A 14,353-nucleotide genomic window follows, 5' to 3' on the forward strand; every position below is an offset into this window, starting at 1 on the left:
AGCGGGTGCAGCGGTCGGCGGCGGCAGGCCCATTACAGCGACCACGTCTGGTCGTTGGTTTGCTGCTGGCGCTTGCCGCCATTCTTCTGATCCTCGGCGCGGCCGGCCTGCTCAAGGCCGAAGCGCTGCAGGAACAAGCGGCGATCGCCTATACCGGCTCGCAGCTGAGCGATGAGCTTGCCGGAGTGCTCTCGCGACCCGCAGCGACACCGGCACTCAACCCGGTGGTTCGCAAACTGCTCGAGCGCGAGCCGGCGTTGTTTCGCGTCGTGGTCCGCGACCCGGGCGGTTTGCTGCTCGCACATGCTGGGCGATACGACGAGTGGGCGTACGGCGACGCGGGCCTCGGCCATGTCGCGGCAGCCGCGCTGTATCGCCTGTATGCGTCGGCTGGCAGCGCTCCGGTTCGTGATGCCGAAGGCCGTACGGTCGGCCAAGTCGATTTTGACGTCACGCCGTCCGCCGTCGACGCCGTACACGATCATGCCGTCGCCCAGCTGCAACTCACCGGCTGGCTGCTGCTCGGCTGTACCTTGCTGGTCGTTGCCGCGGTCATCTGGCTGCTGCGCCGTCGTCGCCATGGCGCTGATTGGCGAGTGCGCGCTGATCCCGGCCGCGACGCAAGGAATCCGCCGAGTGCCGATGCCGGTGATGTGGCCTTTCGCGAACGGGGCGGCGTCATCATGGATGGCCTGCAGTACGGCATCCTCAGTGCCGACCGCGACGGTCGCGTGCGTTATCTCAATGGCACCGCCGAGCGCCTGACGGGTTGGTCGTTGGCGGCGGCACGGGGGCGTATGACGTACTCGGTCGTGCATCTCGTCGATGCCTACGGCGCGCCGATGCAGACGGTCCTCGAAGCCGCCCTGCAGAAAAGCGGTGAAGCCCCGACCCAGCAGGGCTGGCTGAAGGCGCGAGACGGCATCCGTCGTCCGGTCGAGCTGCAGGCCAGCCTGTTGCGCCATGCCGAAGCCCATGTCGATGGCGCGATCATGCTGTTTCGCGACATCACCCATCACACCATCGAGATCGATCGCCTGCGCCGCGAGGCGCGCCTGTCGCAAGCGATCGTCGACCATCTCGACGAAGGCGTGCTGGTGACGGACCCGTCTGGCCTGGTGCGCTTTGCCAATGCGCGCGCCATGCGCATGTTCGGCTACACGCGTGAGGAGTTGCAGAGCTTCACCGTCGCCAAGCTGATGCCGGTGCCGTTCCTCAATACCCCCGGCGTGCGCTTGCCCGACTATGTGTCGTCGAGTGCGGCCGACTTGCCGAAAGTGGTGGGCTGGCGACATGACGCGACGACCTTTCCGGTCGAGCTGTGGGTGCAACCGCTGCAGCTTGAGCAGTCGAGCGGCTACGTTGTCATCGTTCGCGACATCAGCGAGCGGCTGCGGGGCGAGAATCTGGCCAGCCGTCTCGGGCGTCTGCTCGATGCCGCCGCCGAGGAAATCTACATTTTCGATGCGCAGTCGCTGGCGTTTCTGGAGGTCAATCGCGGCGCGCGCCGCAACCTGGGATATCGCGCCGAGGCCTTGCTGCGCATGACGCCGCTCGATATCAGCGACGAGCTCGACGAGACGCGCTTCAACGAATACCTCGACAAGCTGCGCGACGGTGGCCAGGAGAGCATCGTCTATCGTTGTCGCCATCGTCGCCGTGACGGCACCAACTATCCGGTCGAGGTGCGCCTGAACCTGTCTCGCGAGGAGCAGCCGCCGGTGTTCATGGCCATTGCGGCCGATATCAGCGAGCGGCTCGAAGGCGAGGCGCGGCTCGAACAACTCGCCCACTACGATGCGCTGACGGGATTGCCGAACCGCGTGATGCTGCGCGATCGCCTGCATCAGGCGGTGATCGCGCAGCGGCGCAGTGATCGCATGCTGGCCGTGCTGTTCCTCGACGTTGATCGCTTCAAGCAGATCAACGACGCCTACGGGCACGACATCGGTGACCAGGTCTTGCGCGCGACGGCCGAGCGACTGGTGTCGATGGTGCGGGAGTCGGATACCGTCGCACGCCTGGCCGGCGACGAATTCGTCATCGTCGCGCCGGGACTGCGCGATGCCGAAGATGCCGCGCAGCTGGCGCAGAAGCTAATCGATCGCTTTGCCCAGCCCTTGCCGATCCCGGGCTTCGATCTGGTTTCCCAGCTCAGCATCGGCTTGACGCTGCACCCGCTCGATGACGGCAACGAGGACGTGCTGCTGCGGCACGCCGACATGGCGATGTACGAGGCCAAGCAGGCCGGGCGTGGCTGCTATCGCGTCTTCACCAACCGCATCGGTGACGATCGCCGGCGGCGGCTTGATCTCGAGCAGGAAATCCATTCGGCGGTCGCCCTGAACCAGTTTCAGCTGCTGATGACGCCGGTCATCGATACCGCCGATGCGGCCGTCGTTGCCGTCTATGCCGGGCGCTACTGGCAGCATCCGCGCTTCGGGCGTATCGAGGAAGATGAGCTGCTGCGCGCCGGGGCCCGCGCCGGCTTGATCGGCGATCTCGAGCTGTGGCAGATCACGCATGTTTGCGAGCACCACCTGTCGGCGCGCGAACGCGGGATCGAGACCTTGCCGTTCGTCGTCGACATTTCCGGCTGGCAGCTGCGCACCGGCAGTTTCGCGCAGCATGTCGACGACCTGCTGCACCGCTATGAAGTCCCCGGCGACCGGGTGGTGTTGGCGCTGACGCCGGACGGGCTCGATGAGGCTTCCGCGGCCCAGCATCCGGCGGTGCGCGCGCTGTTGGCGCGCGGGGTGCGCCTGGCCTTGCGCAGCTTCAAACTGCCGATCCCGACCGGCGCAGCGCTACCGGTCAGCTGGTTGCTGGCGCGGAATCTGGAAGCGCCGGAACAGATCGAGGCGACCGTGGCGACGGCGCGTGACCGCGGTCTGCAGTTGATCGCCCTGACCGACGATGGCGAGGGCGGACACCGCTGGGCAGGGGCCGGCTGCCATCTGGTCGGCAATCAGACACTGGAAGCGCCACAAATGATAGGCTGGCTTGCCGGTCGCCAGGTGCGACCGTTGTAGAGGGGCCCGGGGGGCTCGTACGGTCGCGGGGGCGGCTGGACGGGATATCGAGGTGTCCATGATCGGGATTTGACGTTCCGTTGCGCTCGCGCATGGGATGTTGGCGTCACGCGCGGCGGTTAACCCGGCTCCAGCGCGCGGGTGGTGCAGTCCCAGCCGGGACCAGTCTGGTGGTGGCACAAGATGATTCGACTTCGGCCGCAGGTCCCGCGCGAGGACCTGATGCGTCTCATGCAGTTCCGACCGGTCTATACGCACGCCAAGATCGGGCTGTTCATTGCCATCATGGTGGCGCTGGCACTGATCGCCTGGCACACGCCGTACACGGCGGTGCGCTGGCTCGCGTATTTCGGGCTCGGCTACATGCAGATGGGCATGGTCACGTTCATGCACGACGCGACGCACAATGTCCTGTTCAAGCCGCGCTGGGAGAACTGGGCGTTCGGAATTCTGGCGATGATGCCGCTGCTCGCGTCGTTCGTGGCGTTCAAGGAAGACCACCTCGAACACCACCGCTACAACCGCTCGTATCAGGATCCGGACGCGTTCACGATGGGGCGTCGCCGGCCGCTCGATTTCGTGCTCTTTTACGGTTACGTAGCGGCCAGCGCGCCGCTGAGCTTCCTGCACTTCAATCTGCTGTACCCGATCGGCAAGTTCGGCCTGCGCAACTGGGCCATCCACCTGTTCGAGACGGCGCTGAAAATCGTGACGTTCACGCTGCTGTTCATCTGGGCGGCCCACGAGGGCGTGCTCGGCAAGGCTGTAGCGCTGCTGCTGTGTCCGGTACTGTTCTTCTCGCTGCTCAATGCGATGCGCTTCATCGCCGAGCATTACGAGACGCCGTGGGACGAGGGCAAGCTGACCGGTACGCGCACGGTGCTGTCGAATCCGGTGCATTCGTGGTTCTGGAACAACATCAACTACCACATCGGCCATCACGTGTTTCCGCGTGTGCCTTACTACAACCTCGTCGAGTTGCATCGTCTGATCGAGCCGGACATCGACGGTCTCGGCGCACTGGTCGATCGCAGCTATCTCGCGGTGTTCGGCAAGGCGCTGTGGCGCGGACCGGAATCCGAAGCACGCCTCAAGCACTTCCTCGACGAGCGCGGCCGCGTGCGCAAACGCGCCGAGGTGATCTCGCGCCGCGCGCCGGTCGCCGGTTAGCGGCGCCGAGAAAAGATCAGATCAGCCGACGCGCAGCGCCAGCACGTCGCAGTGCGCGCGCGACAGCACCGATTCCTCGGTGTGCGGGAACCATGCTGCGATGCCATGTCGTGGCTGGTGTCCGAGCACGATCAGATCGATCTGCAGTTCCTCGGCGAGCTGCTGGATCTGCGGCGTCACCGGTCCGGTCGCCGTGTGAATCTGATCCTGTGCAATGGAGAATTCCGCACATAGCGCCCTGAGCTGCTCGCGTGACTGCTGTTCGAGCTGCTGGGTCAGGTCGATCGGTGCGCTCATCAGCAGCTCGCCGCTTTCGATCGGGATGTACTCGACGACGTGCAGCACCGACAGCCGGGCGCCGAAGTTTTCGGCCAGGCCCTGGGCGCGCTGCAGAACCTTGCGGCCGGTCTGATCGAGCACCAGCGCGACGAGGATATGGTGATACGTTGTCATCTGCCGTCTCCTCCTGGGAGCCTGCCTGCCATTGTCGGCGGCAGCGGCGGCGCGTCAACTCTCGGCGTTCCGGCGCTGGGCATGGACCCGGTTGGCAAGGCGCGCGAAATCCGCCGGCTGCAGGCGTTCGGCGCGTAGCCCGGGGTCGATGCCGGCGGCGCCGATGGTCGCTGCGTCGCACAAGCCCTTTAATGTGTTCGACAAGGTCTTGCGCCGCTGTGCGAAGGCCTGGGTGACGACGCGGTCGTAGCAATCGAGGTCGTCGATCGTGAACGGTGGCGGCCGCGGCCGCAGGCGCACGATCGCCGAATCGACCTTCGGTGGCGGGTTGAACGCACCGGGTCCGACATTGAACAGATGGGCGACCTCGCAGCGCGCCGCGAGTGCGACGGTCAGGCGCCCATAGTCCGATTCGCCGGCCGCCGCGCACATCCGCTCAACCACTTCCTTTTGCAGCATGAAGTGCATGTCGAGCACCACGTCGGACTGCCGCAGCAGATGAAACAGCAAGGGCGTCGAGATGTTGTAGGGCAGGTTGCCGACCAGGCGCACGCGAGCGCCGGCGGGCGCAAACTGGCGGTAGTCGACACTCAGCGCGTCGGCCTGCGTGATCGTCAGTCCGGGATGGTCGGCGCAGATCGTGCGCAGACGCGGGATCACGTCGCGGTCGATTTCGACCACCTGCAGTCGACCCGCCTTTTCGAGCAGCGGCACGGTCAGCGCGCCGAGGCCTGGGCCGATCTCGACCAGCGTGTCGTCGGGCTGTGGCCGGATCGCGCGAATGATGCGATCGATCACCTGCGGGTCGTGCAGGAAGTTCTGGCCGAAGCGCTTCTTGGCCTGATGAGCGGATTCGATCATGTGGAGGCCAGGTCGATGGCGAGTTGCATTGCGGCGCGCAGGCTGCCGGCGTCGGCACGTCCACTGCCGGCCAGGTCCAGCGCGGTGCCGTGATCGACCGACGTGCGGATGATCGGCAGGCCCAGCGTGATGTTGACGGCTTCGCCGAAGCCGGCGTGCTTGAGCACCGGCAGACCCTGGTCGTGATACATCGCCAGCACCGCGTCGGCGGCGTCCAGATACTGCGGCGTGAACAGGGTGTCGGCAGGCAAGGGCCCGCGTGCGTCGATGCCGGCGGCGCGTGCGGCATCGAGTGTCGGGCCGATGATTTCGATTTCCTCACGCCCGAGATGGCCCGACTCGCCGGCATGCGGATTGAGCCCGCAGACCAGGATACGAGGGCGGGCGATGCCGAACTTGCGACGCAAGTCGGCGTCAAGAATGGTCAGCGTCTGCTGCAGGCGCTCGGCACTGATCGCATCGGCCACGTCGCGTAGCGGCAGGTGCGTCGTCACCAGCGCGACGCGCAGCGTCCCAGCGACGAGCATCATCACCGGCAGGGCGATCCCGCACTGTGCAGCGAGAAATTCGGTGTGCCCGGAAAACGCGACGCCGGCGTCGTTGATGACGCTCTTCTGCACCGGTCCAGTGACCATCGCGCCGGCGCGTCCGCTGCGGCACAGCTCGCTGGCGCGACGCAGGGTTTCGAGCACGTAGCCGGCGTTGCGCGGGTCGAGCCGGCCCGCTTCGGCGGGCACGGCGAGCGGTGTGTCTAGCAGCGCCAGCGTGCCGGAAGGGCGGGCCTGCGGCACTGCATCCAGCTGCACCGGCTCGAGCTGCAGCGGCAGACCCAGCATCGCCGCGCGCGCGCGCAGCAGCTCGCCGTCGGCGACCGCGACCACCTCGGCCGGCCAGGCCTGAGCGGCGATCCGGCATGCCAGATCAGGACCGATGCCGGCCGGCTCGCCGGGCGTCAGGACGATGCGCGGCAACGCGCTCATCGCGGGGCCGCGCCGCCGCGGGTGCGGTGCTTAGCTCTGCTGTTCGAGCTGCTTGGCCGCTTCGGCATCCGACGGAATGCGGTATTCGATGTACGCCTCGTTACGCAGGCGACGCAGCCAGACCTCGTATTCCTCGGCGGACTTGCGGGTGCCGATCGCGGTGCGCGCCTTGGCGCGGCGCTGCTCTTCGGTGACGTCACGGTCGCGACGGTCGATCAACTGCGCAACGTGCCAGCCGTACTGGGTACGGAACGGCTCGGAAATTTCGCCCGGCTTCAGCGCGTCGAGGCGCGACTGGAATTCCGGCACGAACACGCCCGGCGGCTGGTAGCCGAGGTCGCCGCCGCTGTTCTTCGAACCCGGGTCGTCGGAGAACTGCTTGGCCAGGGCCGCGAAGTCTTCACCGTTCTTGAGGCGCTTGTAGATCTCGTCGGCAAGCTCGTGGGCCTGCTTGTCGTCGCGGATCGCGTTGGTCTGGATCAGGATGTGGCGCGCATGCGTCTCGGTGACGGTCTTGCGCTCGCTGTCGGCGCCACGGACGTCGGTGAGCTTGACGATGTGGAAGCCGCTGCCCATGTCGAAGACGTCGCTGACGTCGCCCTTCTTCAGTTGCGCCGCGATCTTGGCGAACACCGACGGCAGGTCCGAACCCTTACGCCAGCCGAGGTCGCCGCCCTGCAGCGCCTGCTGGCCGTTGGAGTTGGCAATCGCGACCTGTGCGAAGTCCTCACCGCCGCGGATGCGCTTGAGCAGGCCTTCGGCCTTGGCGCGGGCCTGGTCGCGAATCTGCTGCGTGGCGCCGTCCGGCACCGCGATCAGAATGTCGGCGAGGCGATATTCCTTGTCGCTGTCCGCATTCTGGTTGGCCAGATAATTGTCGATGTCCTGGTCGGTGACGACGACACGGCTGTCGACTTCCTTGTTGCGCAGGCGCTGCACCGTCACTTCATCGCGAATCTGCTCGCGCACCGTCAGGTAGTCCAGGCCGTCGGCGCGAACCGCGTCGGCGAAGCCCGACAGCGTCAGGCCATTCTGCTTGGCGATGTTCGTCAGCACTTCGTTGAGCTCGCGATCATCGATGTGGATGCCTTCCTGGTCGGCGCGCTGCGTCTGCACCTTCTTCAGGATCAGCTGATTGAGCACCTGTGCGCGCAGGACCGCGTCCGGCGGGGCGGTGATGCCACGCTTGGCGATCTGGTCGCGCGCGTCGGCCATCGCGGTGTCGAGCTCGCTCTGCAGGATCGTGCCGTCATTGACGACGACCAGAATGCGATCGAGCGGCACCGCTTCGGCCTGTGCGGTGCCGACCATGCACAGCGTCGCGGCAAGGGCGAACAGGAAGGAGAAAACGGGGCGCATCGGGTGCGGACGCAGCGACATGATGGAAACCGGAAACGAAAAAATGGAGTTGCCGCGGCGGATTATCGCTCAGCCGGCGGGGGAACGGGGGACGGCTCAGTAGACATCGTCATCGACCCGAAGGTTCGGGAACCCGGAGCCGATCTGGCCCAGCCCCTTGAGTTCGAGCTGGAAATAGATGCCGTTGTTCATATTGCCTTGCGAATCCGAGATGTAGTGCCGATAGGCGACATCGACGGCGTAGCAGCAGGTGTCGTAGCGCAGGCCGACGTAGCTGTCGAGCGTCTGGCTGTCCTTGACCGAGTAGCGCCAGCGGCTGGCGAGGCTGATGGCATGGTAGATCGGCGTCATCGCCGTCAGGTCGGCCTCTTCGAGCAGATCGCGGCGGTAGCGGTAGGCGGCCTCGAAGTAGTGGCTGTAGTCGTCGCGGTAGCGTATCGCCATGCCGGTGCGGCTGAATTCGGACTGCTCCGGCGACCACTGCACGACGAAATGCGTGCCCCAGTTCTTCGAGACGTTGTATGCGAACTCGCCGATGAAGTCGGTCGCGCCGCTGTTCGGCGCATCCTCGCCGGGCAGCGAGACCTTCGGCGCCTCGAAGCGGTAAAGCTGGCCGATCGATGCCGAGGCCTTGACCGCACCGGTCGAAGGATCGAGCTGGCGGCCGGTCAGGCCGAGCGCCACTTCATTGGCGTCGGAAATACGATCGAGGCCGGAGAAGCGGTTGCGTGAGAACAGCTGGGTGAAGTCGAAATCCGGATCGCCGCTATCGAAGACCGGCAGATCGCTCTGGTTGCGGTAGGGCACGTAAAGGTAGAACAACCGCGGCTCCAGCGTCTGCGGCGTGCCGTCGGCCAGCATGCGCTCGAAGCGCAGGCCGTATTCGGCGCTGAAGATCGGCAATGCGCGATGCGGCGCATTCGGATCGCCGGCCGCGGTGTCGGTCAGTTCGTAGCCGGTATAGCGATAGTCGAGCTGCGCCTTGCTGTACCAGGAAATCGTGTCGCGCTCGATTTTCAGGTACGGATCGACGTCGTAGCGCTGCCCCTGAACCGAGTCGTCGCGGACGAAGTTGCTGTATTCAGCGCTCATGCCGGCGCGCGTGTACATGAAGCTGTTGCGCGTCTGCGTGTTGAACAGCACCTGCGGCAGACGCCGGTACGGATCTTCGACGTCGGTCAGGCTGCTGGTGATCTTCTGATAGTCCTGCACCAGGACCTGTAGCGAGTAGGCGCCCGGCGAGTTGTAGGTCAGGCGCGCGCTACGGTCGAGGAAGGAGTCGGTGCTCAAGTCGATACCGTTGCCGGAACCGCCGCTGCCCAGATCCTCGAAGTAGCGAGGGTCGCTGACGTCGGCGTAGTGCAGCTCCATCGACAGGTTCGGCGACAGCAGGCTACGGTCGTTGAAGAACGCGAACGTGCGACGCTCGTCGGTGACCCGGTCCTGGTCGAGATACTGGTAGCCAAGGTTGCCCTCGGAGTTCGACAGCAGATAGCGGCCCGCCAGTTCCAGCTGCGTGCCGCGCTTGGACATGTAGCGCGGCGTGAACGTGGCGTCGTAGTTCGGCGCCAGGTTCAGGTAGAGCGGCTCGCGCAGGTCGAAACCGGTCTTGTTGGTGTTGGCGAGGACCGGATAGAGCAGGCCGCTGCGGCGCTGATCGTTGATCGGGAACTGCAACCACGGCGAATAGAAGATCGGCACGCCCTGAAAGCGCAGGCGTGCATTGGTGGCGGTGCCAACCCCTGCGTCGTAATCCAGGTGGATATGGCTGGCTTCGAGATACCAGCTGTCGTTGCCCGGCGCGCAGGTCGTGTACGCGGCGCCGGTCAGTTCCGCGGTCTTGTCGCCGTTGACCTTCAGCTCGTCCGAGTGGCCGCGCGCGTCGCGCGTCAGCAGGGTGAACGAATTATCCGAGAACAGCCCGCTGTCGTCGTTGAGGCTGAACTGCGCGTGCTGCGAGTCGATGACCGCGCGGCTGCTGCGGAACACTGACTCGTCGTTGATGATGAAGCGCTGCTGCGCTTCGTCGTAGTCGATGCGGTTTGCCGTGATTTCCTGATCGCCGCGGCGGACTCGTACTGATCCAGTCAGTGTCGACAGGCCGTTGCGGACCAGATCGGCGTTGTCGGCCGACAGATGTACCTTGTCGTCCGACAGCGGTTCCAGCGGCGGCAGGGTGTCCGACAGCTGTGCGCAGGACGAGCCGCTGTAGGTGTGCCGGTCCTTGCTGTAGTCGTTTTCAGTCGACAGCGTGCTCTGCGCGATCGCCGGAGCGGCCACGACCAGGCTGAAACCGAACAGGAGGGGACGCGGACAGCGGAAGGCTGGCAAGGCAGGCATTCGACGGAGATGGGCGGCAAGTATCGGCGGACGCCCCCACCCGTGCAATCGTCGAAGTGCCGGCGCGCTTCGGGTAAGCTGCCGGCGCCTCCGATGGACGCCAGCGCGAGACTTCCGTGTCAGACCCTCATGAATTTGCCGCCGAGACCGACCCGCGCGCCCGCGCCGCGCGCGATTGGGCATTCCAGACCCTGGGACTGCACGACGCCGAATTCGCGCCGGCTTCCGCGGATGCGAGCTTTCGCCGCTATTTTCGGGTGCGCGACGGCGCGCACAGCTGGATCGTCATGGACGCACCGCCGGAGCGCGAGAACTGTGAGCCGTTCATCCAGATCTCGGGCCTGCTGCTCGACGCCGGCCTGCATGCGCCGCAGGTGCTGGCCCAGGACCTCGAGCGTGGCTATTTATTGCTCAGCGACCTCGGCCGGCAGACCTTCCTTCACGTCATCGACGCCGACAACGCCGACGCGCTGATGTCCGATGCCATCGATGCGCTCGTGCGCTGGCAGGGCGCCAGCCGCCCTGGCGTGCTGCCGCCGTACGATGCGGCGCTGCTGCAGCGCGAGCTGTCGCTGTTCCCGGACTGGTACGTCGCCCGGCATCTGCGCACGACGCTGAGCGATGTGCAGGTCGCGGCGCTGGCCGGCGTCGGGCAACGGCTCGTCGAATCGGCGCTGGCGCAGCCGCGGGTTTACGTGCATCGCGACTACATGCCGCGCAACTTGATGATTTCCGATCCGAATCCTGGGGTCATCGACTTTCAGGATGCGGTCGAGGGACCGCTCGCCTACGACGTGGTCTGCCTGTTCAAGGATGCTTTCCTGAGCTGGCCGGCAGCCCGCGTCGACGCCTGGCGAGCACAGTACGTCGAGCGCGCCCGCGCTGCCGGCCTGCCGGTGCCGGATGACGCAACCTTTGCTCGTCAGTTCGACTGGATGGGCGTGCAGCGCCACTTGAAGGTCATCGGCATTTTCGCGCGCATCTGCTACCGCGATGGCAAACCGCACTATCTCGACGACGTGCCGCGCTTCATCGGCTATGTGCGCGAGGTCGCCGGCCGCTACCCGGAACTGGCGCCGCTGTTGCGCTTGTTCGATGAGCTGGGGATGGCGTGACGCGTGCCTTCATCCTTGCGGCCGGGCGCGGCGAGCGCATGCGGCCGCTCAGCGACCGCATGCCCAAGCCGCTGATCGAGGTCGGTGGGCGCGCGTTGATCGAGCATCATCTGTTCGGGCTCCATGCGGCGGGCGTGCGCGATGTCGTCATCAACCAGGGTTGGCTGGGCGCGCAACTGCGCGACCGGCTCGGCGATGGTCAGCGCTACGGCCTGCACATCGCCTGGTCCGACGAGGGTTGGCCGGCGCTGGAAACCGGCGGCGCGCTGCGCCGCGCGCGGCCGCTGCTCGGCGATGCGCCGTTTGTGCTCGTCAATGGCGATGTCTACACCGACCTCGACTGGGCGGCGTTGCTGGCCCGTGCCGCGAACTGGGACGACGCGCAGCGCGCGCATCTGGTGCTGGTCGACAATCCCGAGCACCATCCACGTGGCGATTTCAGCATCGCCGACGGCCGCGTCGTCGAACCGGCCGGCGAGCAGCGCCTGACCTTCAGCGGCATCTCCGTCATCGATCCACGGCTGCTCGACGGCACCGCCGAATCGGCCTTTCCGATTGCGCCGCTGCTGCGTGCCGCGGCCCGCGAAGGGCGCGTCAGCGCGTCCCATCATCACGGCTTGTGGTCGGACGTCGGGACGCCCGAACGACTGACCGCGCTGCGCGCGCGCTTGCAATCCACCGCCTCCGTCCCCAAAGCTTGAGACATGACGCTGCCGACGACGACCGAATCCCGCGCTGCCGACCTGCCGGCCGCTGAACTCCTGCAATCGCGCCTCGACATGGCGCTGAGCCGTGCTCGTGCCGGCGGCGCCAGTGCCGCCGAGGCCAGCCTGTCGGCGAGCCGTGGCCTCAACGTCAACGTGCGCCAGGGTGCGGTCGAGAGCCTGGAGTTCCAGCAGGACCGCGACCTCGGCCTGACGGTCTATATCGGCCAGCGCAAAGGCCACGCGACGACTGGCGACTGGAGTGATGCCGGCATCGAACAGGCCGTCGCCGCCGCGCTGGCGATCGCCGGCGCGACGGGCGAGGACCCGTGCAATGGTCTGGCTGACGCGTCGTTGATGGCGCCGCCGGCCGCGGATCTGGATCTCGACCATCCCTGGGACGTGGATGCCGACGCCGCCGTCGATCTGGCGCGCAACTGTGAGGCTGCGGCCTTGGCCGTGGATGCGCGTATCACCGGCAGCGAAGGGGCCGGCGTGTCCAGTCATCGCGGCATTTCGGCATACGCCAACACGCATGGCTTTTTTGCGGCGCGGCGCGGTACCCGTCACAGCCTCAGTTGCGCGGTGATTGCCAGTGTCGGTGACGACATGCAGCGTGACTACTGGTACAGCAACTCGCGCGTGCCGGCGGAACTGATGGCGCCCGACGCCGTCGGCACCAAGGCCGGCCAGCGCACGGTCGCGCGGCTCGGCGCGCGCAAGCTGGCGACGCGGCGTGCGCGGGTGCTGCTGCCGCCGGAGCTGGCGCGCGGCTTCTGGGGGCATTACATCGGCGCGATGTCCGGTGGTGCGCTATATCGCAAGGCCAGCTTCTTGCTCGACCGGCTCGGTAGCGAGGTGTTCTCGCCGTTGGTGAGCCTGCGCCAGGCACCGCACCTATTGCGTGCGTCCGGCAGCGCCTATCACGACAGCGAAGGCGTGGCGACGCGCGACCGGACGCTGGTCGAGCGCGGCCGCCTCGAAGGCTGGTTGCTCGGCAGCTACTCGGCGCGCAAGCTTGGCCTGCAGACGACCGGCAATGCCGGGGGTGTCTTCAACCTGATCGCCGAGCCCGGCACGCTCGACTTCGACGGCATGCTGCGTGAGATGGGCGAGGGCCTTTTGGTTACCGAGATGCTCGGCCACGGCGTCAACGGCGTGACCGGTGACTACTCGCGCGGCGCGGCGGGTTTCTGGGTCGAGAATGGCGAGATTGCCTATCCGGTCGATGAGCTCACGGTCGCCGGCAATCTGCTTGATATGGCCAAGCAGATCATCGCCGTCGGCAACGATGTCGACGTGCACGCCAATACGCGAAGCGGATCGGTGCTGATCGACGGCATGACGGTCGCCGGACACTAAGCGCGGGCACTAAGCGGTCGCTGGCGCTGCGCCAGCGCCGCAGGGTGCTGCGCGGCGAATGTCGCGAAGCCGGCTTTCCGAACTAGGCGGTTTTCGCGGGCCGCTGCGCCTGCTTGATTGGCGTGACCTTGTCGGATGCTGTCGTCGACTCCTGCAGGTCGTTCCAGCGCAGAATCTCGAAACGGCCGTTCATGTCCTCGGCCAGCGCCGTGCAGCTTTCCACCCAATCGCCACAGTTGTAATACGTCACGCCGTGAATCTTGCGCATCTCGGCGTGGTGGATGTGCCCGCAGATCACGCCATCGAGGCCGCGCCGACGGCAGTCACGGGCCACGGCGTCCTCGAACGCGGAGACAAAATTCACCGCACGCTTGACCTGGTGTTTGGCGTAGGCCGACAGCGACCACTGCGGCTTGTCGAAGCGTGCGCGAACGCGGTTGATCGCGATGTTGGCGCGCATCAGGCCGTGATACGCGGCGTCGCCGGCGATCGCGATGCGCCGGAAGTAGCGCGTGATCATGTCGAAGGCGTCGCCATGCAGCACCAGCAGGCGGCGGCCGTCAGCCGTGTGGTGGATTGCCTCGTTGGCGATCGAGATGTTGCCAAAATGCATGGCATGGTCGACGTAGCGACGCATGAACTCGTCGTGGTTGCCGGTGATGTAGTGCACCACCGTGCCGAGCTCGGCCTTGCTGAGAATCTCGCGGACGACATTGGCGTGCGATTGCGGCCAATACCAGTTCTGTCGCAGCTTCCAGCCGTCGATGATGTCGCCGACCAGATAGAGCCGCTCGCAGTCGTGGTGGCGCAGAAAGTCCGCCAACAGTTCGGCCTGACAGCCGGTGCGTCCAAGGTGGACGTCCGAAATCCATAAGCTGCGGTAGCGCATCCTTGTCTCCGCTCGACCCGGCGACGAGGCGTGCGCCGCGGTCATTTATTGACCAGCAAGTTTCCTGCCAGGCTTGGCGCACGGCGGC

At 66.2% G+C, this 14,353-nt stretch carries 11 protein-coding genes; 5 read left to right on the forward strand and 6 right to left on the reverse strand.

Annotation, left to right across the window (positions count from 1 at the left end; genetic code table 11):
• Window positions 1-59: 59 nt before the first annotated feature.
• Both G7Y82_RS03775 and G7Y82_RS03780 read left to right on the forward strand, forming a co-directional pair.
• Window positions 60-3,032 carry a sensor domain-containing protein gene (locus tag G7Y82_RS03775; protein WP_168146695.1) on the forward strand — a complete coding sequence of 991 codons (2,973 nt, stop codon included), beginning with the start codon at window positions 60-62 and terminating at the stop codon, window positions 3,030-3,032.
• A gap of 222 nt (window positions 3,033-3,254) precedes the next feature.
• Window positions 3,255-4,202 (forward strand): fatty acid desaturase family protein, encoded by a 948-nt coding sequence (locus G7Y82_RS03780; RefSeq protein ID WP_168146696.1) that lies wholly within the window; start codon window positions 3,255-3,257, stop codon window positions 4,200-4,202.
• 21 nt (window positions 4,203-4,223) lie between these two features.
• Here the strand turns inward: G7Y82_RS03780 and G7Y82_RS03785 are convergent, their stop codons facing one another.
• From G7Y82_RS03785 to G7Y82_RS03805, 5 genes are all read right to left on the reverse strand, one after another.
• On the reverse strand, window positions 4,224-4,655 hold the full coding sequence (locus tag G7Y82_RS03785) for a universal stress protein (protein ID WP_168146697.1): 432 nt from the start codon (window positions 4,653-4,655) through the stop codon (window positions 4,224-4,226).
• A 54-nt stretch (window positions 4,656-4,709) separates the two neighbouring features.
• The gene (rsmA, locus tag G7Y82_RS03790) at window positions 4,710-5,516 is read right to left on the reverse strand and encodes a 16S rRNA (adenine(1518)-N(6)/adenine(1519)-N(6))-dimethyltransferase RsmA (protein ID WP_168146698.1); all 807 of its coding nucleotides are present in this window, start codon (window positions 5,514-5,516) and stop codon (window positions 4,710-4,712) included.
• Window positions 5,513-6,496 carry a 4-hydroxythreonine-4-phosphate dehydrogenase PdxA gene (pdxA, locus tag G7Y82_RS03795; protein WP_168146699.1) on the reverse strand — a complete coding sequence of 328 codons (984 nt, stop codon included), beginning with the start codon at window positions 6,494-6,496 and terminating at the stop codon, window positions 5,513-5,515. The genes rsmA and pdxA overlap by 4 nt, the downstream gene beginning before the upstream one ends.
• Before the next feature lie 30 nt (window positions 6,497-6,526).
• Window positions 6,527-7,876, reverse strand: a complete 1,350-nt coding sequence (locus tag G7Y82_RS03800) for a peptidylprolyl isomerase (RefSeq protein ID WP_168146700.1) — start codon at window positions 7,874-7,876, stop codon at window positions 6,527-6,529.
• A 75-nt stretch (window positions 7,877-7,951) separates the two neighbouring features.
• The gene (locus G7Y82_RS03805; RefSeq protein ID WP_206370303.1) at window positions 7,952-10,195 is read right to left on the reverse strand and encodes an LPS-assembly protein LptD; all 2,244 of its coding nucleotides are present in this window, start codon (window positions 10,193-10,195) and stop codon (window positions 7,952-7,954) included.
• 116 nt (window positions 10,196-10,311) lie between these two features.
• Here G7Y82_RS03805 and G7Y82_RS03810 point away from each other — a divergent pair, with 116 nt between their 5' ends.
• From G7Y82_RS03810 to pmbA, 3 genes are read left to right on the forward strand one after another with little or no spacing between them, the layout of a single operon-like run.
• Window positions 10,312-11,310, forward strand: coding sequence for an aminoglycoside phosphotransferase family protein (locus G7Y82_RS03810; RefSeq protein ID WP_168146701.1), 999 nt, complete (start codon window positions 10,312-10,314; stop codon window positions 11,308-11,310).
• Entirely contained in the window at window positions 11,307-12,011 is a 705-nt protein-coding gene (murU, locus tag G7Y82_RS03815) for an N-acetylmuramate alpha-1-phosphate uridylyltransferase MurU (protein WP_366515606.1), read from the forward strand. The genes G7Y82_RS03810 and murU overlap by 4 nt, the downstream gene beginning before the upstream one ends.
• A 3-nt stretch (window positions 12,012-12,014) precedes the next feature.
• Entirely contained in the window at window positions 12,015-13,376 is a 1,362-nt protein-coding gene (pmbA, locus tag G7Y82_RS03820; RefSeq protein WP_206370305.1) for a metalloprotease PmbA, read from the forward strand.
• Between the two features lie 82 nt (window positions 13,377-13,458).
• On the opposite strand, the gene G7Y82_RS03825 is transcribed toward pmbA, so the two are convergent.
• Window positions 13,459-14,310 (reverse strand): UDP-2,3-diacylglucosamine diphosphatase, encoded by an 852-nt coding sequence (locus tag G7Y82_RS03825; RefSeq protein WP_436286661.1) that lies wholly within the window; start codon window positions 14,308-14,310, stop codon window positions 13,459-13,461.
• Window positions 14,311-14,353: the final 43 nt, after the last annotated feature.

It is taken from the genome of Solimonas marina, assembly GCF_012241385.1.
GTDB lineage: Bacteria > Pseudomonadota > Gammaproteobacteria > Nevskiales > Nevskiaceae > Solimonas > Solimonas marina.